Annotated in this window: 21 protein-coding genes and 2 pseudogenes; 22 read left to right on the forward strand and 1 reads right to left on the reverse strand. The window is 38.3% G+C overall.

Annotation, left to right across the window (positions count from 1 at the left end; all coding sequences use genetic code 11):
* Positions 1 to 80: 80 nt before the first annotated feature.
* The 17 genes and pseudogenes from ACAN53_RS03910 to dpaB form a co-directional block, all read left to right on the forward strand.
* Positions 81 to 4388: a PolC-type DNA polymerase III gene (locus tag ACAN53_RS03910; protein ID WP_379967305.1), complete on the forward strand. Its 4308-nt coding sequence runs from the start codon at positions 81 to 83 to the stop codon at positions 4386 to 4388.
* 248 nt (positions 4389 to 4636) lie between these two features.
* Positions 4637 to 5107, forward strand: a complete 471-nt coding sequence (gene rimP / locus ACAN53_RS03915) for a ribosome maturation factor RimP (RefSeq protein ID WP_379967308.1) — start codon at positions 4637 to 4639, stop codon at positions 5105 to 5107.
* Positions 5108 to 5125: 18 nt separating this feature from the next.
* Positions 5126 to 6208, forward strand: a complete 1083-nt coding sequence (gene nusA, locus ACAN53_RS03920) for a transcription termination factor NusA (RefSeq protein ID WP_379967311.1) — start codon at positions 5126 to 5128, stop codon at positions 6206 to 6208.
* A 12-nt stretch (positions 6209 to 6220) separates the two neighbouring features.
* Positions 6221 to 6487 (forward strand): RNase P modulator RnpM, encoded by a 267-nt coding sequence (rnpM, locus tag ACAN53_RS03925; protein ID WP_379967314.1) that lies wholly within the window; start codon positions 6221 to 6223, stop codon positions 6485 to 6487.
* The gene (locus tag ACAN53_RS03930; protein ID WP_379967317.1) at positions 6484 to 6795 is read left to right on the forward strand and encodes a YlxQ family RNA-binding protein; all 312 of its coding nucleotides are present in this window, start codon (positions 6484 to 6486) and stop codon (positions 6793 to 6795) included. The genes rnpM and ACAN53_RS03930 overlap by 4 nt, the downstream gene beginning before the upstream one ends.
* A gap of 4 nt (positions 6796 to 6799) precedes the next feature.
* Entirely contained in the window at positions 6800 to 8893 is a 2094-nt protein-coding gene (gene infB / locus ACAN53_RS03935) for a translation initiation factor IF-2 (protein ID WP_379967320.1), read from the forward strand.
* A gap of 122 nt (positions 8894 to 9015) precedes the next feature.
* Entirely contained in the window at positions 9016 to 9372 is a 357-nt protein-coding gene (gene rbfA, locus ACAN53_RS03940) for a 30S ribosome-binding factor RbfA (RefSeq protein ID WP_379967323.1), read from the forward strand.
* A gap of 50 nt (positions 9373 to 9422) precedes the next feature.
* Positions 9423 to 10346, forward strand: coding sequence for a tRNA pseudouridine(55) synthase TruB (truB, locus tag ACAN53_RS03945; RefSeq protein WP_379967326.1), 924 nt, complete (start codon positions 9423 to 9425; stop codon positions 10344 to 10346).
* Between the two features lie 130 nt (positions 10347 to 10476).
* Positions 10477 to 11418, forward strand: coding sequence for a bifunctional riboflavin kinase/FAD synthetase (ribF, locus tag ACAN53_RS03950; RefSeq protein WP_379967329.1), 942 nt, complete (start codon positions 10477 to 10479; stop codon positions 11416 to 11418).
* Positions 11419 to 11547: 129 nt separating this feature from the next.
* Positions 11548 to 11817 (forward strand): 30S ribosomal protein S15, encoded by a 270-nt coding sequence (rpsO, locus tag ACAN53_RS03955; RefSeq protein ID WP_379967332.1) that lies wholly within the window; start codon positions 11548 to 11550, stop codon positions 11815 to 11817.
* A 161-nt stretch (positions 11818 to 11978) separates the two neighbouring features.
* Positions 11979 to 14105, forward strand: coding sequence for a polyribonucleotide nucleotidyltransferase (gene pnp, locus ACAN53_RS03960; protein ID WP_379967335.1), 2127 nt, complete (start codon positions 11979 to 11981; stop codon positions 14103 to 14105).
* Positions 14106 to 14290: 185 nt separating this feature from the next.
* A complete protein-coding gene (locus ACAN53_RS03965) occupies positions 14291 to 15148 on the forward strand; it encodes a polysaccharide deacetylase family protein (RefSeq protein ID WP_379970252.1) in 858 nt (285 codons plus the stop codon).
* Between the two features lie 240 nt (positions 15149 to 15388).
* Positions 15389 to 16633 carry a M16 family metallopeptidase gene (locus ACAN53_RS03970; RefSeq protein WP_379967338.1) on the forward strand — a complete coding sequence of 415 codons (1245 nt, stop codon included), beginning with the start codon at positions 15389 to 15391 and terminating at the stop codon, positions 16631 to 16633.
* Positions 16634 to 16690: 57 nt separating this feature from the next.
* Positions 16691 to 16939: a YlmC/YmxH family sporulation protein gene (locus ACAN53_RS03975; RefSeq protein WP_379967341.1), complete on the forward strand. Its 249-nt coding sequence runs from the start codon at positions 16691 to 16693 to the stop codon at positions 16937 to 16939.
* Between the two features lie 11 nt (positions 16940 to 16950).
* Positions 16951 to 17091 (forward strand): hypothetical protein, encoded by a 141-nt coding sequence (locus tag ACAN53_RS03980; protein WP_379967344.1) that lies wholly within the window; start codon positions 16951 to 16953, stop codon positions 17089 to 17091.
* An 82-nt stretch (positions 17092 to 17173) separates the two neighbouring features.
* Positions 17174 to 18070 carry a dipicolinic acid synthetase subunit A gene (gene dpaA / locus ACAN53_RS03985; protein WP_379967347.1) on the forward strand — a complete coding sequence of 299 codons (897 nt, stop codon included), beginning with the start codon at positions 17174 to 17176 and terminating at the stop codon, positions 18068 to 18070.
* Positions 18070 to 18495: pseudogene (gene dpaB / locus ACAN53_RS03990) on the forward strand (dipicolinate synthase subunit B); the annotation flags it as partial. The gene dpaA and the pseudogene dpaB, both read left to right, overlap by 1 nt.
* Positions 18496 to 18521: 26 nt before the next feature.
* Here dpaB and ACAN53_RS03995 read toward each other — a convergent pair.
* Complete coding sequence (locus tag ACAN53_RS03995) at positions 18522 to 20033, reverse strand: recombinase family protein (protein WP_379967350.1); 1512 nt, start codon at positions 20031 to 20033, stop codon at positions 18522 to 18524.
* Between the two features lie 200 nt (positions 20034 to 20233).
* Between ACAN53_RS03995 and ACAN53_RS04000 the strand changes: the two genes are divergently transcribed.
* The 5 genes and pseudogenes from ACAN53_RS04000 to spoVFB all read left to right on the forward strand — a co-directional run.
* Complete coding sequence (locus ACAN53_RS04000; RefSeq protein ID WP_379967353.1) at positions 20234 to 20419, forward strand: hypothetical protein; 186 nt, start codon at positions 20234 to 20236, stop codon at positions 20417 to 20419.
* 421 nt (positions 20420 to 20840) lie between these two features.
* Positions 20841 to 22124 (forward strand): Y-family DNA polymerase, encoded by a 1284-nt coding sequence (locus tag ACAN53_RS04005; RefSeq protein ID WP_379967356.1) that lies wholly within the window; start codon positions 20841 to 20843, stop codon positions 22122 to 22124.
* 14 nt (positions 22125 to 22138) lie between these two features.
* The gene (locus ACAN53_RS04010) at positions 22139 to 22474 is read left to right on the forward strand and encodes a YolD-like family protein (RefSeq protein WP_379967359.1); all 336 of its coding nucleotides are present in this window, start codon (positions 22139 to 22141) and stop codon (positions 22472 to 22474) included.
* A gap of 202 nt (positions 22475 to 22676) precedes the next feature.
* Positions 22677 to 23285, forward strand: a complete 609-nt coding sequence (locus ACAN53_RS04015) for a LysE/ArgO family amino acid transporter (protein ID WP_379967362.1) — start codon at positions 22677 to 22679, stop codon at positions 23283 to 23285.
* Positions 23286 to 23419: 134 nt separating this feature from the next.
* A pseudogene (gene spoVFB / locus ACAN53_RS04020) lies at positions 23420 to 23602 on the forward strand (dipicolinate synthase subunit B); the annotation flags it as partial.
* Between the last annotated feature and the right edge of the window lie 44 nt (positions 23603 to 23646).

Genomic DNA, 23646 nt, shown 5'->3' on the forward strand with positions numbered 1-23646 from the left:
TCACCTTCTTCTTTTATCGTGTACTAAGGATAGGAGATACAAAACACAGGTAGTCGCTGTGTTTGAAGGGAGGATACGTCTTGACTATAGAAAAGGAACAGCAGGAACGTTTTCATATTTTGCTTGAGCAACTTGCGCTTCCTAGAACGTTAATTACAAATTATTTACAAGATGGTAGTCTACAAAAACTTAGTGTTGACAAGAAGCAGAAAAGTTGGTGTTTTTATTTTTCCTTCCCAAAGATTATTCCAGCGAATGTTTATGAGTTGCTAGAAAGACAGCTGATTACTTCTTTTTCTCACATTGCTGATGTTTCATTTCAAATTGAAACAATTGATTCACAATACACAGAGCAAGATATTCAGGCATATTGGTCTGTCTGCACAAATAAAATTTCTATCTCTCCCATGTTTGCATACTTACGTAATCAGACACCGACGATGCACGGAGTGAAGTTAGTTCTTACGGTAAAAAATGAATTAGAATCAATGACAATTAAAAAAAATTTAACGAAGCCAATTTGTGATCAATATGAAAGCTTCGGTTTTCCTCGTTTTCAGTTGGAAACGAAAGTAGAGGAAAATATAGAAGAATTTCAGAAGTTTCAAGAAGAAAAGGAACAAGAGGATCGTAAAATTGTGAAGGAAGCAATTGAAGCGATGGATGAGGTTACGAAAAAAGGATCAAGTGATGAAACTGATGACAATCAACCGCTTGTAATTGGACTTGTTATGAAACGTGAGGAAGAGATTACACCTCTTCACGAGATTCAAGAAGAAGAAAAACGAAAAACAGTGCAAGGTTATGTATTTGATGTTGAAACAAAGGAACTTCGCAGTGGACGTACCTTGCTCACATTTAAAATAACGGATTATACAGATTCAATCATAGTGAAAATGTTCTCACGTGATAAAGAAGATATTCCAGCATTTCAACGTATGAAAAAAGGAATGTGGGTAAGAGCTCGCGGTTCATTTCAAAATGATACGTTCCTTCGTGATCTTGTCATGATGGCTCATGATGTAAATGAATTAAAGGCTCCTGTGCGAATGGACACGGCGCCAGAAAGCGAAAAACGGATTGAACTTCACCTTCATACGCCAATGAGTCAAATGGACGCGGTTACTCCAGTTTCTGCACTAGTTAGCCAAGCAGGTAAATGGGGACATCCAGCCATTGCCGTAACAGACCATGCCGTAGCTCAATCTTTTCCTGAAGCCTATTCAGCAGGGAAAAAGGCTGGTGTAAAGGTTATATATGGGGTTGAAGCAAACCTTGTTAATGACGGTGTACCTATTGCGTATAATGAAGTGCATCGCGCTCTTGAGGGCGAAACGTATGTCGTATTTGACTTCGAAACAACTGGGCTTTCCGCTGTATATGATACAATTATTGAACTTGCTGCTGTAAAGGTATACCAAGGGGAAGTCATAGATAGATTTGAGCGATTTGCGAATCCGCATCATCCCTTATCGGCAACAACGATTGACCTAACAGGTATTACAGATGATATGGTAAAAGATGCACCAGATGTTGATGCGGTTTTACGTGATTTTGAGAAGTGGCGCGGTGATCACACATTAGTTGCTCATAATGCCCGATTTGATATGGGATTTCTGCAAGTTGGATCTAAACGCTATGGTTTAGAAAAACCCATGAATCCCGTAATTGATACATTAGAATTAGGACGATTTCTATTTCCTGAAATGAAAAATCATCGATTAAATACGTTGTGTAAAAAGCTAGACATTGAACTTCTTCAACATCACCGAGCAATTTACGATGCTGAGGCTACAGGTTATATGCTAGCGAAAATGCTCAAGGAAGTCCTTGCAAAGGATATTTTGTACCATGATCAATTGAATGATGGCATGGGACAAGGAGATTCTTACAAGCGAGGTCGACCTAATCACGTTACACTTCTGGCAACCACACAGGATGGATTAAAAAATTTATATAAACTTGTTTCTTTATCCCACTTAAAATATTACTATCGTGTTCCTCGTATCCCGCGTTCTGTACTTAAAAAGTATCGGGAAGGTATTTTAGTTGGAACCGCATGTGATAAAGGGGAAGTATTTGAAGCTATGATGCAAAAGGCACCAGAAGAAGTAGAAGAACTTGCAGGGTTTTACGATTATATAGAAGTTATGCCTCCGTCCGTACTAAAGCATCTTATTGAGATGGAGCTAGTACAAAATACGGGACAATTGCACACTATATTATCAAATTTGGTCACCCTTGGAAAAAAATTAAATAAACCTGTGGTTGCTACGGGAAATGTTCATTACTTGAATCCAGAGGATGCCATTTATCGGAAAATTTTAGTGAATTCTCAGGGCGGTGCAAATCCGCTTAATCGTCATAAGTTACCTGCTGTTCATTTTCGCTCAACAAATGAAATGCTAGATGAATTTTCATTTCTAGGTGAAGATCTTGCCAAAGAAGTTGTCGTAACAAATACACATACGGTTGCTGATATGATAGGTGAAGTGAAGCCAGTTAAGGACGAACTATATACCCCGCGTATCGAAGGGGCTGAAGAAGAAACGCGACAAATGAGCTATGAACGTGCGCGAAGTATATATGGTGAAGAGCTTCCAGAAATTGTGGAAGCACGTCTTGAGAAGGAATTGAAAAGTATTATTGGACATGGATTTGCTGTTATTTATCTCATTGCGCATAAGCTTGTTAAAAAATCGCTTGATGATGGATATTTAGTAGGTTCACGGGGATCAGTAGGATCTTCTCTCGTTGCTACGATGATGGAAATTACAGAAGTGAACGCACTGCCACCTCACTATGTATGTCCAAATTGTAAAAATTCCGAATTTTTCCATGATGGATCTGTTGGTTCAGGATTTGATTTACCGGATAAGGATTGTCCGAAATGCGGAACTACGTATAAAAAAGATGGTCATGATATTCCGTTTGAAACATTCTTAGGATTTAAAGGCGATAAAGTTCCAGATATTGATTTAAATTTCTCCGGGGAGTATCAGCCCCGAGCCCATAATTATACGAAGGTATTATTCGGAGAAGATTATGTATACAGAGCAGGAACGATTGGCACAGTTGCAGATAAGACAGCATTTGGGTATGTAAAAGGGTACGCTGCCGATAATAATATACAGATGCGAACCGCTGAGGTTGAACGGCTTGCAATGGGGTGTACCGGTGTAAAAAGAACGACAGGTCAGCATCCAGGCGGTATTATTGTTGTACCGGACTATATGGACATTTTTGACTTTACACCAATCCAATTTCCAGCTGATGATGTCGATGCGGAATGGAGAACGACCCACTTTGATTTCCATTCTATTCATGATAATGTGCTAAAGCTAGACATACTTGGACACGATGATCCGACTGTGATTCGGATGCTACAAGACTTAAGTGGTATCGATCCGAAAACCATTCCTACGGATGATCCGGAAGTTATGAAAATTTTTTCTACAACCGAATCAATTGGAGTTACGCCAGAGCAGATTAATTGTAAAACGGGCACACTTGGAATTCCCGAGTTTGGTACAAAGTTTGTGCGACAAATGTTAGAAGAAACTAAGCCAACCACGTTCTCCGAGCTAGTTCAAATTTCGGGATTGTCTCATGGTACGGACGTATGGCTTGGAAATGCCAATGAACTAATCTATGATGGTACTTGTTCCTTGAGTGATGTAATCGGTTGTCGTGATGATATTATGGTCTATTTAATTTATCAAGGATTAGAGCCATCCATTGCCTTTAAAATTATGGAATCTGTTCGTAAAGGAAAAGGTGTACCAGAGGAATGGGAAGCAGAAATGAGAAAAAACAATGTTCCAGGTTGGTACATCGATTCTTGTAAAAAGATAAAATACATGTTTCCAAAAGCCCATGCTGCTGCATATGTATTAATGGCTGTTCGTATCGCTTATTTCAAAGTTCATTTTCCTCTCTTGTTTTATGCTGCCTATTTTACAGTGAGGGCGGATGATTTTGATGTTGAAGCAATGGCAAGTGGTTCAACTGCCATTCGTGCTAAAATTGATGAAATTGTGCAAAAGGGATTGGACGCATCAACGAAAGAAAAAAATCTACTTACAGTTCTTGAAATGGCGCTAGAACTGTGTGAACGCGGGTTCTCCTTTAAAAAAGTGGATTTGTATCGTTCTAGTGCCACAGACTTTATTATTGACGGGCAATCATTACTTATTCCATTCAATGCGATTGATGGACTCGGTACTAATGCAGCGTTAAATATCGTAAAGGCTCGCCAAGAAGGAGAATTTTTGTCAAAAGAAGATTTGCAGCAACGGTCGAAAATTTCGAAAACAATCATTGCCTATTTAGATGGACAAGGATGTTTAGAATCACTACCAGACCAGAACCAACTCTCCTTCTTTTAACATGCTTTGCAAATCGCTATGTAATATGCTACAATATTCTAGGGTAATCTCGGACAGTATATTTTGCGAAAAAGAGTGGGGAAACCCACTCTTTCGTTTTACCACTAGCTTATTTAAGTGAGCGAGAGCTGTTCGCCTAATATAAAGATGTTTATAAGCACTTGCTGTTGTTTAATGGTAAAAGCCTGTTCTTGAATGGTTTGCACGGGCTTTTGTTATCCTATTTCATAGCAGAGAGGAGGAACTTCATGAGCAGAAAAGTGACAGAAATTGTAGAAGAAATCGCACAACCAATCATAGATGAATTAAACTTGGAGCTCGTAGATTTGGAATACGTAAAAGAAGGGAAAGATTGGTTCTTACGTGTTTTTATCGATTCTGAAACAGGTGTTGATATCGAAGATTGCGGCATGGTAAGTGAACGATTAAGTGAAGAGTTGGACAAACAAGATCCAATCCCTCATCTATATTTTCTAGATGTTTCGTCTCCGGGTGCAGAACGTCCTCTAAAAAAAGAGCAGGATTTTCATAAGGCAATAGGGAAACAAGTAGCTATTAAAACATATGAACCGATTGAGGATAGCAAACTGTTTGAAGGAAAGTTGCTTTCTTATACCGGTGAAACAGTTACACTAGCTATTATGATTAAAACACGTAAAAAAGAAGTACAAATTCCAATGAGTAAAGTTGCAAGCGCACGTCTTGCCGTTGCGTTTTAGTTTAGAAGGGGGATCTCCATGAGCACTGAATTACTAGATGCATTGCTCGTTTTAGAAAAAGAAAAAGGAATAGGCAAAGAGGTAATAATTGAAGCGATAGAAGCTGCTCTTATTTCTGCCTATAAACGAAATTTTAACCAAGCTCAAAATGTTAGAGTAAGCTTAAATCAAGAGGTTGGAACGATTCAAGTGTTTGCACGTAAGGAAGTTGTGGATAGCGTGTTTGATCCACGTTTAGAGCTTTCCATCGAAGAAGCACGACATATAAATTCTAATTATCAAATTGGTGATATAGTTGAACTAGAAGTTACACCTAAAGACTTTGGTCGTATTGCTGCTCAAACTGCTAAACAGGTTGTAACGCAGCGCGTACGTGAAGCAGAACGAGGTGTTATTTACTCTGAATTTAGCGACCGCGAAGAAGATATTATGGTGGGAATCGTGCAACGTCAAGATGCCCGTTTTATTTATGTGAGTCTAGGTAAAGTAGAGGCTTTGCTTCCGCTAAATGAACAAATGCCAAATGAACAGTACAAACCTCATGAACGTATTCGAGTGTTCCTAACAAAAGTCGAAAAGACGACGAAGGGACCACAAATTTTCGTTTCTAGAACACATCCAGGATTATTAAAACGATTATTTGAACTAGAAGTTCCGGAAATTTATGATGGAACGGTTGAAATTCGTTCGGTAGCACGTGAGGCAGGCGATCGCTCCAAAATTTCCGTTCATTCTGATAACTTGAATGTTGATCCTGTCGGTTCTTGTGTGGGTCCAAAAGGTCAACGCGTACAACGTATTGTGAATGAACTTAAAGGTGAGAAAATTGATATCGTTCGCTGGTCCAATGACCCTGTTGAATATGTAGCGAATGCATTAAGTCCTTCTCAAGTCTTGAAAGTGATTGTAAACGAAGAAGCAAAGGCTACAACGGTTATTGTTCCAGATCATCAACTTTCACTTGCGATTGGAAAACGCGGACAAAATGCTCGTCTAGCTGCTAAGCTTACTGGCTGGAAAATCGATATTAAGAGTGAAGAAGAGGCAAAGAAGGCAGGTTTATTGGACGAGTCTGACGATATGGATTCTTCTCTTGAATAGAGGTGAAGTAGAGTGAGTATCAAAAAGGTTCCTTTACGTAAATGTATGGTAACGCAAGAAATGAAACCAAAACGTGAACTCATTCGCATCGTTCGTTCAAAAGATGGAGAAGTGTTCATTGATGAAACCGGCAAAAAGTCTGGTCGAGGTGCTTATTTGACAAAGGATAAAGAAGTAATCCTTCTTGCTCAAAAGAAAAATGTTATTGAGCATAATTTAAAGGCGAAAGTAGATCCCTCTCTATATGATCAATTGCTAGAAATGGTAAATGCCAAATGAGCAATTGGGAATCACTGTTGGGACTTGCTAATCGAGCACGTAAGGTAATTTCGGGTGAAGAACTCGTTTTAAAGGAAGTTCGAAGCGGCAAAGCAAAGCTAATATTGCTCGCAAAGGATGCATCAGCGAACACAGCAAAACGCATTACAGACAAAACTAGCTACTACAAGGTACCACTTAAAACAGTCGAAACCCGGTACGTATTAGGGCATGCAATCGGGAAAGATGAACGAGTAGTTGTTGCTGTTCTGGATGAGGGCTTTGCGAAAAAGTTGCTAAGCATGCTCGATACAACTTATCGGGGGTGAAAGTATGGCTAAAATTCGAGTGTATGAATATGCCAAACAGCAAAACGTGTCCACTAAGGATATTATTACAAAACTAAATGAAATGAATATTGAGGTCTCCAATCATATGGCAATGTTAGATGAAGAAGTAGTGAATCAATTAGATAAGCAATTCAACGATACAGCAACGAAGAAGCCTTCCATCGTAGAAGAGTTTGATGAAGCAGAGAATGTAGAAGTTGTTCGAACTGCAAAGAAAAATAGTAATAAGAAAAAGAAAAGAGATAAAGACAAAAAGTCATCAGATACACGTCAAGACCGTTATGCTACCTTACAAAAAGGACGTAAAACAGCTACGGATGTACCTGATAAAATTACTTTTGTTGGTTCACTTACAGTTGGAGAGCTTGCTAAAGAATTAGGAAGAGAACCTTCTGAAATTATTAAAAAGCTTTTCTTACTTGGAATTATGGCAACGATTAATCAAGATTTGGATAAAGATACGATTGAATTAATTGCAAGTGAATACGGTATAGAAGTCGAAGAAGAAGTAGTTCTTGATGAAACTAACTTCGAAGACTTTATCGATGATCCAGATGAAGATGCTGATCTTGTAGAGCGACCATCTGTTGTGACGATTATGGGACACGTCGACCATGGTAAAACGACTCTCCTTGATAGTATACGTCATTCAAAAGTTACAGAAGGCGAAGCAGGCGGTATTACGCAGCATATTGGTGCTTATCAAGTTGATGTGCATGGAAAGAAAATTACATTTTTGGATACACCAGGACATGCTGCTTTTACAACGATGCGTGCCCGCGGTGCACTTGTAACAGATATTACCATTCTTGTAGTAGCAGCTGACGATGGGGTAATGCCACAAACAATTGAAGCAATCAATCATGCGAAAGCCGCTGAAGTACCAATTATTGTGGCTGTGAATAAAATGGATAAGCCTGCAGCTAATCCAGATCGTGTTATGCAAGAATTAACGGAGTATGGTCTAGTTCCAGAAGCTTGGGGTGGAGATACTATTTTTGTACAATTGTCTGCCCGTACTGGTGAAGGAATAGATAATTTGTTAGAAATGATTTTACTTGTTGGTGAAGTAGAAGAATGGAAGGCTAATCCAAATCGCTTAGCAATCGGAACGGTTATTGAGGCAAAGCTTGATAAAGGAAAAGGCCCTGTAGCTACTTTGCTTGTTCAAAATGGAACGCTACGTATTGGGGATTCCATTGTTGTGGGATCATCACACGGTCGTGTTCGTGCCATGGTAAATGACATTGGACGCCGCGTGAAAGAAGCAGGTCCATCCACTCCAGTTGAACTTACAGGTTTAAATGAAGTACCACAAGCTGGGGATCGTTTTATCGTATTCTCTGATGAAAAGAAAGCTCGTCAAGTTGGGGAAGCAAGAGCACAACGTGCCTTAATTGAGCAACGTGGTGATAAAGCGAAAGTAAGCTTAGAGGACTTATTCCAGCAAATCCAAGAAAATGAAATGAAAGAAATTAATCTGATTGTAAAAGCAGATGTACAAGGGTCTGTTGAAGCACTTGCTGGATCACTTCGTAAGATTGAAGTTGAAGGTGTGAAAGTAAAAATTATTCATACCGGAGTAGGTGCAATTTCAGAATCTGATATTATTCTTGCATCCGCTTCAAATGCTATTGTAATCGGATTTAATGTTCGACCTGATGTGAATGCGAAACGTACAGCAGAAGTGGAACATGTTGATGTTCGCTTACACCGCATTATATACAATGCCATTGAGGAAATTGAATCCGCAATGAAAGGGATGCTTGATCCAGAATATGAAGAAAAGATTCTTGGACAAGCGGAAGTACGCCAAGTATTCAAAGTATCGAAAGTTGGTTCTATTGCTGGTTGCTACGTAACAGATGGAAAAATCACTCGCGATAGTAGCGTACGTGTTATTCGCGACGGTATTGTTATTTATGAAGGACAGCTCGATACATTGAAACGTTTTAAGGATGATGTGAAGGAAGTTGCGCAAAACTACGAATGTGGTCTTACTATCGAGAAGTATAACGATATCAAAGAAGGCGACGTAGTTGAAGCGTTTGTTATGCAAGAAATTGAACGTAAATAATTTTATTGCAAGGCAAACGAATAAGAAATAAATCACGAATGATTCTGCTGTGTCTATTTTTCACTATACTTTGGTAGTTGATTTATAGATGCTGCAGTAGTGGTTTACAACGAGGTGATAGTATGAAGCTACGTGCAAATCGCGTGGGAGAACAAATGAAAAAAGAAATGAGCGATATTATCGGTCGTAAAATTAAAGATCCCCGTATTGGTTTTGTCACAGTAACAGACGTACAAGTGAGCGGCGATTTACAACTTGCAAAAGTTTATATTTCTGTTTTAGGTGATGAAGAGCAAAAACAGAACACGTTAAAAGGTTTAGCGAAAGCAAAAGGATTTATCCGTTCGGAAATTGGGCAACGCATTCGTTTGCGGAAAACACCTGAAATTACGTTTGAATTTGATGAATCTATTGGCTATGGTAACCATATTGAGACGTTGCTACATGATATAAACAAACAAGATAAGAATGAAGAATAATGGATAGACACAGTCTATCCATTTTTTCTGCAAGTAAATGAGGTGTAAGAATGAATGGAGTACTATTACTTAATAAACCAAAAGGGCTAACATCCCATGATTGTGTGTTCAAGATAAGAAAGCTTTTAAAGGAAAAACGAGTTGGACATACAGGAACTTTAGATCCAGATGTAACGGGTGTTCTTCCAATCTGTATTGGACGTGCTACAAAAATTGCGCAATTTTTGACAAGTGATACGAAAACGTACGAAGGTGAAGTAACACTTGGATTCTCAACAACAACAGAGGATGCTTCTGGAGAAGTTGTGGAACAAAAAGCCGTTGAACGAAACATTTCTCGCGATGAGGTGGAGGCTGTTTTAGCTTCACTGACCGGTACAATGAAAATGGTACCTCCCATGTATTCAGCAGTGAAAGTAAATGGAAAAAAATTATATGAATATGCTCGTGCAGGTCTCGAGGTTGAACGTCCCATTCGGGAAATTACTATCCATGAGTTTGCTCTATTAGATGATCGGAAAGAGTTTACAGGCTCTCCTCTTTCGTTTTCCTTTCGCGTAACATGTAGTAAAGGCACATACGTACGAACGTTAGCTGTAATGATAGGAGAACGGCTAGGATACCCAGCGCATATGTCTTCTTTAGTACGTACTGCTTCAGGACCATTTATGCTATCGGAGTGCGTAACATTTGAACAATTAGAAGAAAAAGTGCAAACTAATACAGTACAAGATATTTTGTATAGTATTGAACAATCGTTACAAACCTTTCCGAAAATCATCGTAAAGGATGAACAAATAGAAAAAGTAATGAATGGTGCTTTTCTTCCTAATTCGATGCACGATTATACCGGATACTCACTTGTTTGCGATCAAGTAGGTACATGCTTAGCGATTTATGAACAGCATCCACAAAAGTCAAACGTATTAAAGCCTTTAAAAGTTCTTGTGAACAATCAAGAATTAAAGATATAATGAGCAGTGGATGCTAGAAGATTATATAGAAAAAGTGTGAAACAAAAACGAGGCAATAGTTCATTATTTTGTTACAGTGTGGACACTTTTCGTACTCTAGTTTCACTATTAGTAAAGGTGGATCATGCGTGTGAAGGTAATTCATTTAACTCATCCTACGAATATGAAAATGCTTGATTTAGAACCTGCAGTAATGGCGTTAGGGTACTTTGATGGGATTCATCTTGGTCATCAAAAGGTCATTTTAACGGCTAAGGAGATTGCGGAAAAACTCGGATATAAGAGTGCTGTTATGACTTTTTACCCCCATCCATCTGTCGTCCTTGGCAAAGATAAAGCAAAAGTCAAATCCATTACACCTTTATCTGTAAAGGAACAAATACTTGGTGCGATGGGTATTGATATTATGTATGTTGTTAAGTTTGACAGCACATTTGCTACGCTGCTTCCGCAACAGTTTATCGATGATTATGTAATCGGTTTACATATTAAACACGTTGTTGCAGGCTTTGATTTTACTTACGGTCGTCTTGGAAAGGGAACGATGGAGACGATGCCATTTCATTCCAGAGGGGAGTTTACACAAACTGTGATTGAAAAAGTCGAATTTCAAGATGAAAAGGTGAGTTCCACCTTACTGCGTTCCCTCATACAAGAAGGAAAAATGGATGAAATCCCTACTATTCTTGGCAGAAGATATCAAATAGCAGGTACTGTCGTTCATGGTGATAAACGCGGTAGACAAATTGGGTTTCCAACTGCAAATGTACAAGTGTCTTCGGACTTTATGCTTCCGCCTACAGGTGTGTATGCTGTTCGCATGAAAGTAAAGGACACGTGGTTTAACGGTGTATGTAACGTTGGCTATAAACCAACATTCCAACAGAAAGAGAAAGCGTTGTCTGTAGAAGTACATCTCTTTTCATTTGACGACATTATTTATAATGAATCGGTTGAAGTAGAGTGGCATTTTCGGATTCGCCCTGAAAAGAAATTTCATGAAGTAGAAGAACTCGTTGCTCAAATCGCACAGGATAAACAAATGACATTGCAATATTTTAAGGAGCAATAAGAACTTACTTGCTTTTCGTTATAAAAAGTAGTATTCTAAAATACGTACTTTGATTGAACCTTTTCTTGGCATTGCGATTCACCAACGCTTGCTAGGAACTTGGGGATTGATACTAAGGAGGTGAATAGGATGGCTATCGCACAAGAACGTAAAAACGAAATTATCGCTCAATTTAGAACTCATGAGACTGATACTGGTTCTCCAGAAGTTCAAATTGCTGTCCTAACGGAACAGATTAATACACTGAATGATCACTTACGTGTTCATAAAAAAGATCATCATTCACGTCGTGGTCTTTTGAAAATGGTTGGTAAACGTCGTAACTTGTTAAACTATCTTCGTAACAAAGATATTACTCGTTACCGTGAATTAATCAACAAATTAGGCTTACGCCGATAAGTAAGAAAGCGGGATGATTCCCGCTTTTTTATTAGGAAAAATATATTGTCTTCTTTTCATAGCTTTTCATCTTTTCGGAAATACTAGAGAAGGGTATAATCGACATATATTCTACTTTTACATAGAAGATTGTTTATATTGGAATAGAGAGGGGTACTTCCATGGATCAAGAAAAGCAAGTCTTTTCAATAGATTTAGCTGGTAGAGAGCTAGTCGTAGAAGCAGGACAACTTGCAAAACAAGCAAACGGTGCCGTTTTAGTTCGTTACGGTGATACTGCAGTTCTTTCTACTGCAACAGCTTCTAAAGAACCAAAAAACGTAGACTTCTTCCCGTTAACTGTGAATTATGAAGAACGCTTATATGCTGTTGGTAAAATTCCTGGAGGGTTTATCAAACGGGAAGGACGCCCTAGTGAAAAAGCTATTTTAGCAAGTCGTTTAATTGACCGTCCAATCCGTCCACTCTTTGCAGAAGGATTTCGGAATGAAGTACAAGTTATTAGTATTGTAATGAGTGTAGACCAAAACTGTTCTTCTGAAATTGCAGCTATGATTGGCTCATCATTAGCATTATCAGTATCTGATATTCCATTTGAGGGACCAATTGCAGGTGTTGTAGTAGGTCGTATTAACGGGGAATTTATTATTAATCCTACGTTAGAACAAGCTGAAATGAGCGACATCAATTTAACTGTTGCGGGTACGAAAGATGCTATTAACATGGTAGAAGCCGGGGCACAAGAAGTGCCGGAAGAAATTATGCTAGAAGCTATTATGTTTGGACATGAAGAAATTAAACGTATTATTAGTTTCCAAGAAGAAATTGTACGTGCTGTCGGAAAAGAAAAACGTCAAGTAGAGTTATATGAAATTGATGCTGACTTTGAAAAACACATTCGTGATTTAGCGGAAACAGATTTAAAGGCAGCCATTCAAGTGTTTGAAAAACATGCTCGGGACGAAGCAATTAAAGAAGTGAATGTACGAGTAATCGAACAGTTAAAAGCAGAAGAAATCGACGAAGCTATGATTGGTAAAGCAAATGAAGTTCTTCATACAATCGTGAAAGAAGAAGTTCGTCGCCTTATTACCGTTGAAAAAATCCGTCCAGATGGTCGTAAAATTGATGAAATTCGCCCATTATCTTCAGAAGTAAGCAAACTTGCACGTACGCACGGATCCGGTTTATTCCGACGTGGACAAACGCAAGTACTTAGTATCTGTACATTAGGTGCACTTGGCGATGTACAAATTTTAGACGGTCTTGGAATTGAAGAAACGAAACGCTTTATGCATCATTATAATTTCCCACAATTTAGCGTAGGCGAAACTGGTCCAATGAGAGGACCTGGTCGTCGTGAAATTGGACATGGTGCTCTTGGAGAGCGTGCTTTAGAGCCAATTATCCCTTCTGAAAAGGATTTCCCATATACAATTCGTCTTGTATCTGAAGTATTAGAATCGAACGGTTCTACATCACAAGCAAGTATTTGTGGTAGTACTCTTGCCATGATGGATGCGGGTGTTCCAATAAAGGCTCCTGTAGCAGGGATTGCGATGGGGTTAGTTAAATCAGGTGAACATTACACGATTTTAACCGACATCCAAGGTATGGAAGATCATCTAGGTGATATGGACTTTAAAGTAGCTGGGACTGCCAAAGGTGTTACAGCGTTGCAAATGGATATAAAAATTGACGGACTTTCTCGCGAAATATTGAAAGAAGCATTGCAACAGGCGAAAAAAGGCCGCATGCAAATTTTAGAGCATATGCTATCTACCATTCAACAACCTCGTGAATATTTATCAGCTTATGCGCCAAAAATCATGACGATGTTTATTAATCCTGACAAAATTCGCGATGTTATTGGACCAAGCGGTAAACAAATTAACAAAATTATCGAAGAAACTGGCGTAAAAATAGATATCGAACAAGACGGACGAGTGTTTATTTCTTCTACGAACGAAGAAATGAATAAAAAGGCGAAGAAGATTATCGAAGATATTGTTCGTGAAGTTCAGGTCGGCGAAGTATACGTTGGAAAAGTAAAACGGATTGAGAAATTTGGTGCATTCGTTGAACTATTTAGCGGAAAAGACGGGCTTGTTCATATTTCTGAACTTGCGGAAGAACGCATTGGAAAAGTGGAAGATGTCGTTGCAATCGGCGATGAAATAGAAGTAAAGGTTATTGAAATTGATAAGCAAGGTCGCGTGAATTTATCTCGAAAAGTTCTTTTAAAGGAAAAGAAAGCAAAAGAGCAGGAACAAGAAGCAAAGAATTAACTTAATGAATAAGGAAGGCAGGGACATGTTCCTGCCTTTTTTTGTTCTAGTCATTCTTCCTTGTACATATTGTGTTACGAGGAGGGAATGACATGAAAGCAATGCGGCATGTAAGTATCATTGTATGTATAATACTAGGGTTACTAGTTCTACAAAATCCATATACGTCTGCTTACGTGAATGAAATGAAGCAAGTTGTGCATGTGACTAAGTCGACAGATCCGTTATTCAATGAAATTGAGCAACGTGCACAACAGTATCATATACCGGCGCAAAATGCAGTTGTAGATAAAATTTGGAAGGCAATTCCTGGATACAATGGACGAAATGTGGATGTACAAGCTTCCTATAAGATGATGAAAAAAAGCGGAGTATTTGATGAAAATAAGCTTGTTTATACAGAGGTTTCTCCAACGGTACATTTAAGAAATCTATCGCCAGCGCCTATTTATCGAGGACATCCTGATAAAAAAATGGTTGCACTTACTATTAATGTTGCATGGGGAAATGAATATATTCCCTCTATGCTAGAAACATTAAAAAAGAATCAAGTGTCTGCTACCTTTTTTCTTGAAGGTAGATGGGTAAAAGAAAATCCTGCACTTGCAAAAATGATTGGAGATGCTGGACAAGAAATTGGCAATCATTCCTACACACATCCCGATATGAAAACCCTATCCTCTGATAGTACGCGTGAGCAACTTGTGAAAACGAATGATATAATTGAAGCAGCTACGGGGAAGAAAGTGAACTGGTTTGCTCCGCCCAGCGGTAGCTTTCGTGATGAAACGATTACCATAGCTTCTGAACTGGGGCTGGGAACAATTATGTGGACTGTTGACACAATAGATTGGCAAAGGCCATCTACTAGCACAATCCTGGAAAGAGTAACGAAAAAAGTTCATCCTGGTGCTATTGTACTTATGCATCCAACTGAACCAACATCACAATCATTAGATTCTTTAATTGTGCAGTTGAAACAACAAGGATATAAGATTGGCAATATCTCTTCTCTCTTGGATGAAAAAAGAATTGATCAATAGTTATACATGACAGCAGTTCGTAAAATTGGTATGATAGAGAAATGGAAATATGTAATAATCTATTATTTACCCTCTGCTTTGAATCAGAATTAATCTTTTCATACATTTGTTTGTAAGGATTCTTTAGGGTAACGTGTTATTTGCGTTAGAATGTTACAGGTTATCCCGCATAGCCGGGCTAACCATCAGTGGGGGAAATTTCTTCACTGGTGGAAGTTTCACTTTATAGGAGGATGGCAATTGATCAATAAATATACTTGTAAAAATGGAGTAAGAATTGTATTTGAAAATATCCCAACTGTCCGTTCGGTTGCTATTGGCGTTTGGATTCATACGGGATCACGTAATGAAAACGCTGCTAATAATGGGATTTCACATTTTTTAGAACATATGCTATTTAAAGGAACAAAAACGCGTTCTGCACGTGATATTGCAGAATCATTTGATAAAATTGGTGGTCAAGTAAACGCTTTTACATCTAAAGAATATACGTGCTATTATGCCAAAGTATTAGACGAACATGGTGAGTATGCCCTAGAAATATTATCAGATATGTTCTTTCACTCCACCTTTGAAGAAGAGGAAGTGAAGAAAGAAAAAAATGTTGTTTTGGAAGAAATAAAAATGTATGAAGATACACCGGATGATATTGTTCATGATTTATTAACAAAAGTTACATACGAAACGCATCCACTAGGATTTCCAATTTTAGGAACAGAAAAGACATTGTCTACGTTTACAGGAGAAACGCTTAATCAGTATGTGAAAGATTTGTACACTCCGGAAAATGTAGTTATTTCCATTGCAGGAAATGTAAATGAGTCATTTATTCAAAAGGTTGAGTCATATTTTGGTGCATATGAAGCAACAACAAAGCGCGAATCTATACATAGCCCTGTATTTCATCACAATACAATTGCACGCACAAAGGAAACGGAGCAAGCACATCTTTGCCTCGGATTTCAAGGATTGAATGTTGGGGATAAAAATGTCTACAGTCTAATTGTATTAAATAGTGTGTTAGGCGGGAGTATGAGCAGTCGTTTATTCCAAGAGGTCCGTGAGCAACGTGGTCTAGCGTATTCTGTTTTTTCATATCATTCTTCTTATGAAGATACGGGGATGCTGACTATCTATGCAGGAACAGGAAGTCAACAATTAGAAACCTTGTATGAAACAATTCAACAAACGCTTGAAACCTTTAAAGATACAGGTATTACCGAAAAAGAATTACAAAATAGCAAAGAGCAATTAAAAGGTAGTCTAATGTTAAGTTTAGAGAGCACGAATAGTCGAATGAGCCGCAATGGTAAAAATGAGCTTTTGTTACAACGTCATCGTTCTCTTGATGAAATGATTGAGAGTGTAAACACTGTAACAAAAACGAGTGTAGATGAACTGATTCGTACTATTTTCACAGATGATTTTTCCGCTTCTCTTATTAGTCCAACTGGACAATTACCGAAAGCGATTGCGAACCGATAAGATAATAGGCATGTTTTAAACCCCCCTTACATACGTCTTATGTAAGGGGGGTTGTTTATGAGATTAAGTGAGCTAAGCGGGAAAGAAATTGTTGATTTAGAACGAGCTGAGAGAATGGGTGTCCTCGGGCATGCGGATTTAGAAATTGATGAGAGTGATGGCCGCATTCATTCTCTTATTATTCCAATTGGAAAATGGACTGCATTTCGACGCTCACAACAAGAAGTCCGCATTTCTTGGAGTAAAATTAAAAAGGTCGGACAGGATATGATTATTTTTGATCTGTCTGAGACAGAAAAAGTGTAGAGGGAATGACGATGGAAATGGTTTTATCCCTTCCGTCGTCGTTTCAAGAAATAGCCCGTTACTGGAATCCTGTAAAATCTGAGATTCAGCGACGGGCTATTTCGTATGTTTCGTATTATTTAGGATGGTTAGCCGATTCCGCTTTTCGTTAGCACCTAGCACTTGTACGGTACATATGATGTTTTGAAACCAAAGCGATAACTTTACTAGACTGCAAAGAAGGTGAAGATAGATATGCTAACAGATATGCATATAGCTGTAATCGGGGGGGATGCCAGACAATTAGAGGTCATCCGCAAACTGATTGAATTGGATGCAAAGGTGTCATTGGTCGGATTTGATCAACTGGATCATGGATTTACTGGAGCTACAAAAGAACAGATAGACGAATTGCAATTTTCCCGTCTGGATGCGGTTATTTTACCCGTAGCAGGAACGAATGACATGGGGCAAATTGAAACGATATTTTCCAATGAGAAGGTAGTGCTTACGAAAGAGCATATTTCAAAAACACCGCCCCATTTTACAATTTATTCTGGAATTAGCAATGCATACTTACACGATATAGCTACCGTATGCAATCGATCGCTCATCAAGCTATTCGAGCGTGATGATGTAGCGATTTATAACAGTATTCCTACAGTAGAAGGAACTATTATGATGGTTATTCAACACACAGATTATACGATTCATGGTTCAAAAGTTGCTGTACTCGGCTTTGGACGAACGGGAATGAGTGTAGCACGAGCATTTCAAGCGTTAGGTGCGAAGGTAAAGGCAGGAGCGAGACGTTCCGAGCATTTAGCACGTATCACAGAAATGTCGTTTGATCCTTTTCATTTAAAAGATTTGCATGAAATTGTCGAAGACATTGATATCGTCATTAATACTGTTCCTCATCTAATTGTGACCAATAGTGTTATTGCAAGAATGCCTACAAATACGTTAATCATCGATTTAGCTTCTAAACCGGGTGGCACTGATTTTCGCTATGCAGAAAAACGGGGGATAAAAGCTATTTTAGCACCGGGATTGCCAGGAATCGTTGCACCAAAAACAGCAGGAAAAATACTCGCCAATGTGTTAACAGGTTTATTGGCTGAGGTGAAATCGAGAAAGGAGAACAAATGATGAATGTAAAGGGAAAGGTTATCGGGTTTGGTTTAACAGGCTCTCATTGTACGTTTGAAGAGGTTATGCCCTATATCCAGCAATTAGTTGAGGCGGGGGCCGAGGTACTCCCGGTTATTTCGTACACATTAAAAACGACAGACACCCGCTTTGGAGAAGGAGCCAAGTGGATTGAACGCATCGAAAGTATTACAGGTCGTTCTGTAATAGATACGATTGTAAAGGCAGAGCCGCTCGGACCGAAAATTCCTCTTGATTGTATGGTCATTGCACCATTAACAGGTAATTCGATGAGCAAATTTGCAAATGCTCAAACGGATTCTCCTGTACTTATGGCAGCAAAGGCGACACTACGTAATTGGAAGCCAGTCGTTCTAGCAATTTCAACAAACGATGCCCTTGGTTTAAATGGTGTGAATTTATTGTACCCAATATGATTGCAACAAAGGGTCTAACGTATAGAAGGAAGTTTTGGATAAATCTCAATTGAGAAATCATCCAGTACTTGATTTCGTTCTTTAACATAGACAACTTTCTCGATAATTGACTTTAAAAGGAAGTTCTGCATTGCAATATTGTTTGTTTTAAAATATAAATCAATTACTCTTTCTATGTTTGGAATAGCGGAGTGCTGTGCATGCTTTTTTTGTAGTTCAAATTCGTATTCTTTCTTTGCTTTTTCGAAGGATACATGAAGCTTCTCTATGCGTTTGGTTAATTGACTTGTGCGTTCTATAAATATTTGTTCATCGTAAATCTTTCGTTCAAGAAAATCATATAGCTGTTCTTTTTGTTTTGTTGTTTCTTTTAGTTCCCCCTGAATTTGCTTCACAATTCCTTTGTATATTTGGACGACTTCCTCTTTTTTGTTATTTGTAATAAGCAGACTCACGTCTAATTTGTATGCAACTAACCATCTTTCTAAGGCAGAAATTAAATGGGATTCGATGTAATGCGTGTAGGAGGATTTTGTATCACAATTTGGGCAGACCATAGTTTTCTGTTTACTTCTCGGATAGCGCTGCAACATGTTAGAACCACATTTTCCGCATTTTATGAGTCCAGCAAGAGGATTGCTCGGTTTTGTGTTATAAGGGGTGTGATAGCGTTTTTTCATAATCGATTGCGCCTTATTAAATATCTCTTCGGTAATGATTGGCGCGTGCTTGCCATTTGCTATAATCCATTCTTCGCGAGGTTTTCGTTTTCCACCATGTGTTTTTTTATTCCAAGTTACTTTTCCGATATACACATAATTTTTTAAAATGTCGATAACGTTGTAAGTGCTCCACTTCTTTCCTGTAGCACTTAAAAACCCAAGTTCGTTTAATTTTTTTGCAATTCTTCCTGATCCCATTCGCTTCGATACATCATTACTTGTATATAAATTAAATATCATATTGACTACTTCGGCTTGATTTGGATGGATTTCTAATGTCCGACTGCCCTTCGTTTCGATAATTGTATATCCGAATGGTGGGTGTGTCCCTAGGTAGTTTCCCTTTTCTATGGATAGAAGACGTCCGCGTTGTAAGCGTCTTGTAATGATTTTTAGCTCTTTTCTGGCCATAAATGCTTCAAATTCGCTGTATTCCTCGTCAAATTCATCGTTAAGGTCATAGGTCTTGCGGAGAGTGATAATTTTCGTACGAGCTGCTTTAAATGTTTCTAGTATTAGTCCTTGTTCCCTCATGTTCCCGCGGCCTAAACGATCCATATCTATACATAGAACAGCCTGGTAGGTATTATCTTTCACATCTGCAAGCAACCGTAGCATCTCAGGACGATGCACAAGGCTTTCACCGGAAGCAATCTCTTGATAAGTGGCAATGATAGTAAGATGATGATCCTTAGCAAATTTGCATAAGATTTCTTTGTGTTTTGAAAGAGTTTCACCTTCGCCCTTAGCTTCCGCTTCGATATCAGCACGACTTTTACGTAAATATATAGCAACGCGGTTCATCAGCATCACCTCATTATCAAAGCATATTAACAGGAACATAAAAAAGAACCTATATTATGGGAGGTTCTTTTTGTCTCTAATTCATCTTCGTTCCCCTCTAATAAGAGGAAGGAACAGATAAATCATAAAAAAATGTCTGCAATTTTAGAGTTTGTTCGGCAAGAAAGGTTGCATATATATTAACGAAAGGTGTTGATACTGTGAACAATAAATATGTAGCCACTTATAAGATTGGGAATGCAACTGTCCATATTGTCGCACCGCCTCCTATGAGCGACGAAGAAATAGAAGCCGTACTTCGTGAATATCACGAAGCTGGGTGGATGATAATAGAAGACCTTATGAGGCAGACAGATTATGCACTATCCGATATACAAAGAGAATAAGAATGCTGGCTTTCTAATTATTTTTTAGAACACTGCGAATTAGCAATATGAGTAGAAAAATGACCAGACCAAATGCGGATATAATAAAAAATATCGTGTTAATAAAATGTGAATAGATCCATTGCGCCAATTTCATCACCTCAGTTATTTAGTATAGACAAGTAAGGGAATGAAATATCAAATGAATTGTGTAAATTTTTTTGAATGAAGAGAAGTACGCTATAGGTTCTTAGAGTGAGGAAAATATAAATGGCTAACTGGTTACTTCATTTCTTTTAAATCTCGAACATTACTTTCTAATCTTAAAGTCCGGAGCGCCAGTGATTCAATTGTTTTCCCTTAAAATTCCACTTTTATTTTTCTGTCAATTAGCATATAGTAATAACAAATGAGAACAAATGTTCTATTTTGGAGGAGGAAGATGAAATTTCATTTCAATCATACGCAGCAGCGAGCACGTACAATCTTCTGTATAGATTTAAAATCATTTTTCGCTTCAGTTTCTTCTATTATTCGTGGACTAGATCCTTTAACTGTGAAATTAGCGGTTGTAGGTAATACAGAGCAGCAAGGTTCTGTTGTGTTAGCTGCTACACCAAAGCTAAAGAAATTAGGTATTAAGACGGGTTCGCGTTTATATGAAATACAACCATCGAAAGACATTATCATTGTAAATCCATCGATGGCAGAGTATGTTCGGATTTCCAATGATATAACTGAAATTTTTTTAAAATACGTAGCACCATATGATTTACATACGCTATCAATCGATGAGAGTTTTTTAGATGTTTCTGATTTTAAATATCAAAGACTGTATAAAATGACTTCTTGGGAGCTAGCAAAAGTAATTCAGAAGGATATTTTAGATACAACTGGAATCACAGCAACGGTTGGAATGGGACCCAATCTTTTTCTGGCGAAAATGGCATTATACAGTGCAAAAAAAGTAAAGGATGGTATTGATGAATGGACGATGCAGGATGTACCTAGGAAGCTATGGCCTTTACCTTTAACGGAAATGTACGGAATTAACGTAAGAACTGAGCGTCGCTTGAATAGAATGGGCATTTTTAGCGTGCAGCAACTTGCGAAACATCCAGTTGCACTTTTAAAGAAAGAGTTTGGGGTTTTAGGACTTGAACTTCGGCAACACGCAAATGGGATGGATGAAAGTCAAATTGACGAGCCATACATTCCTGTTTCCACGTCAATTGGAAAATCACAAATATTGATGCGTGATTATGTAGATATACAAGAATTGAAGGTACTCATACTTGAACAACTAGAAGAAGTGTGCTTTCGTATGCGTTGCATGAAAAAACTATGCCGTACGATTCATCTAAGCATAGGCTATAGTCGTACAACGGGGGGAGGGGGATTTTCCCACTCTTATACGCTCTTTGAACCTACCAATATTACGATGGAGTTGTATAAGGTTTGTTTGCATCTGTTTGAAATATATTACAATCAGTCTCCTGTGCGTCAAATCGGCATGTCGTTGACTAATTTTGTAGAGGCGGAGGAACGGCAGCTTTCGATTTTTGAAGATGTGGATAAACGAGGGAAAGAAGAGAAACTTGCCTTGGTGATGGACGAGATACGACGAAAGTACGGGAAGAATGCATTACTTCGGGCAGTATCTTATACGAGCGGCTCCACTGCAAAATACAGAAATACGTTAATTGGTGGACATAAGTCAGAATGAAAGGATGATACCCTGTGCAAATCAGTGAACGAGGCATGAAAAAGTGGGCGGCTTTTCAAGCTATTGCGCCGCAGTTTGAAGGGGTGAAACGAATGATTCAGGAGCAAAAGAAGGGAGCACGGCCAATTTTGGATGAGGATAAGATGGACGAAATTAATCGTACATTGGCGGAGGCATATAACCGAAAACTAGCCATTGTTGTTACGTATTACAGTGATGGACATCTTTATCTGTATGAAGGTCTGTTAGAAAATATTAGTACCATTTATCGATGTATTGAAGTGAAAACCATACATGGTGAGGAGCATACGGTGCCTTATATAGATATTGTAGACGTTGAAATGCGGTAGCTGCTTTCAAGAAAAATGATCGAGCCACGGTGCAATAAGTCTAACGAGATTAATTGCAATGCCTGAAGTCCTTCAGAAACAATTAATATGGTTCTCCTGACAAAAGATACCCTCCTAGTTTTTTTCTCTATATATAATTGATGGCGACCTACCTAGACTTTTCTTATACAATGGTAACAACGATTAAGTTGGAGGAGAAGAAATGATAGCAGCAATTTTTCATGGCTTCATTTTAGCAGTTGGACTAATTTTACCATTAGGTGTACAAAATGTGTTTGTGTTTAACCAAGGAACGCTTCAGCCAAAGTATGTGAAGGTGTTACCTGTTATTATTACCGCATCCCTTTGCGATACGTTATTAATTTCGTTGGCCGTGTTAGGTGTATCGGTTGTTGTTCTAACTTATTACTGGCTTAAAACCGTTTTACTTCTGATTGGAATTTGTTTTTTACTCTATATGGGGATTGTTACGTGGAGAAGCAAACCAGCGCTTCATCAAGATAAAGCCGTTTCGTTTCCACCGAAAAAACAAATTATGTTTGCCGTGTCCGTATCATTATTAAATCCACATGCCATTTTAGATACAATTGGTGTGATTGGGACAAATTCCTTACAATATGCTGGATATGAAAAAGTAGCATTTGCAGTAGCATGTATGCTCGTTTCGTGGATATGGTTTGCTGGTTTAGCAATGGTAGGCAGGCTATCGGGGGAATTGGATAAATCAGGACGTTTTTTGTTTGTTTTAAATAGAGTTTCAGCTTTGGTAATGTGGGGAACGGCTATTTATATTGGAACTACTCTTATATAGATCTGCAATGCATCACTATTAATCATTTATAAATGATCAGAACTTGTGTGAAGGAATGAAACGTCTCTTTACGTTATATCGGTCGATAGTTTAAATACAAGTGTATGTTGTGGTTACATCCTGTTGGGGACATTTTAATGCGTCTTATGGCAGCAAGAAATATGTACTTTGTTCCATTTGGTCAGGATGCTCCTGATAAAAAGCCGAGTTCAATGGTTGCAAGAATGGAGCTTTTACATGATACAATTGGTATGGCATTAGAAGGTAAACAACTTCAGCCGGTTATTGTGGAAAAATTCAAATACATGAATAATTAATCATTTTAAACATAGGGAATTTTTCGAAAAAACATCAAACGTAC

The sequence above is a fragment of the Ectobacillus soli genome (genome assembly GCF_042610425.1).
Classification (GTDB): Bacteria; Bacillota; Bacilli; order Bacillales; family Bacillaceae_G; genus Ectobacillus.

What these genes read in the sequence shown, in the direction of transcription:
- rimP (WP_379967308.1), top strand. Translation starts at nt 4,637, where the DNA reads ATGAGCAGAAAAGTGACAGAAATTGTAGAAGAAATCGCACAACCAATC.
- nusA (WP_379967311.1), top strand. Translation starts at nt 5,126, where the DNA reads ATGAGCACTGAATTACTAGATGCATTGCTCGTTTTAGAAAAAGAAAAA.
- ACAN53_RS03930 (WP_379967317.1), top strand. Translation starts at nt 6,484, where the DNA reads ATGAGCAATTGGGAATCACTGTTGGGACTTGCTAATCGAGCACGTAAG.
- infB (WP_379967320.1), top strand. Translation starts at nt 6,800, where the DNA reads ATGGCTAAAATTCGAGTGTATGAATATGCCAAACAGCAAAACGTGTCC.
- rbfA (WP_379967323.1), top strand. Translation starts at nt 9,016, where the DNA reads ATGAAGCTACGTGCAAATCGCGTGGGAGAACAAATGAAAAAAGAAATG.
- truB (WP_379967326.1), top strand. Translation starts at nt 9,423, where the DNA reads ATGAATGGAGTACTATTACTTAATAAACCAAAAGGGCTAACATCCCAT.
- rpsO (WP_379967332.1), top strand. Translation starts at nt 11,548, where the DNA reads ATGGCTATCGCACAAGAACGTAAAAACGAAATTATCGCTCAATTTAGA.
- pnp (WP_379967335.1), top strand. Translation starts at nt 11,979, where the DNA reads ATGGATCAAGAAAAGCAAGTCTTTTCAATAGATTTAGCTGGTAGAGAG.
- ACAN53_RS03965 (WP_379970252.1), top strand. Translation starts at nt 14,291, where the DNA reads ATGAAGCAAGTTGTGCATGTGACTAAGTCGACAGATCCGTTATTCAAT.
- ACAN53_RS03975 (WP_379967341.1), top strand. Translation starts at nt 16,691, where the DNA reads ATGAGATTAAGTGAGCTAAGCGGGAAAGAAATTGTTGATTTAGAACGA.
- ACAN53_RS03980 (WP_379967344.1), top strand. Translation starts at nt 16,951, where the DNA reads ATGGAAATGGTTTTATCCCTTCCGTCGTCGTTTCAAGAAATAGCCCGT.
- dpaA (WP_379967347.1), top strand. Translation starts at nt 17,174, where the DNA reads ATGCTAACAGATATGCATATAGCTGTAATCGGGGGGGATGCCAGACAA.
- ACAN53_RS03995 (WP_379967350.1), bottom strand. Translation starts at nt 20,033, where the DNA reads ATGAACCGCGTTGCTATATATTTACGTAAAAGTCGTGCTGATATCGAA.
- ACAN53_RS04005 (WP_379967356.1), top strand. Translation starts at nt 20,841, where the DNA reads ATGAAATTTCATTTCAATCATACGCAGCAGCGAGCACGTACAATCTTC.
- ACAN53_RS04015 (WP_379967362.1), top strand. Translation starts at nt 22,677, where the DNA reads ATGATAGCAGCAATTTTTCATGGCTTCATTTTAGCAGTTGGACTAATT.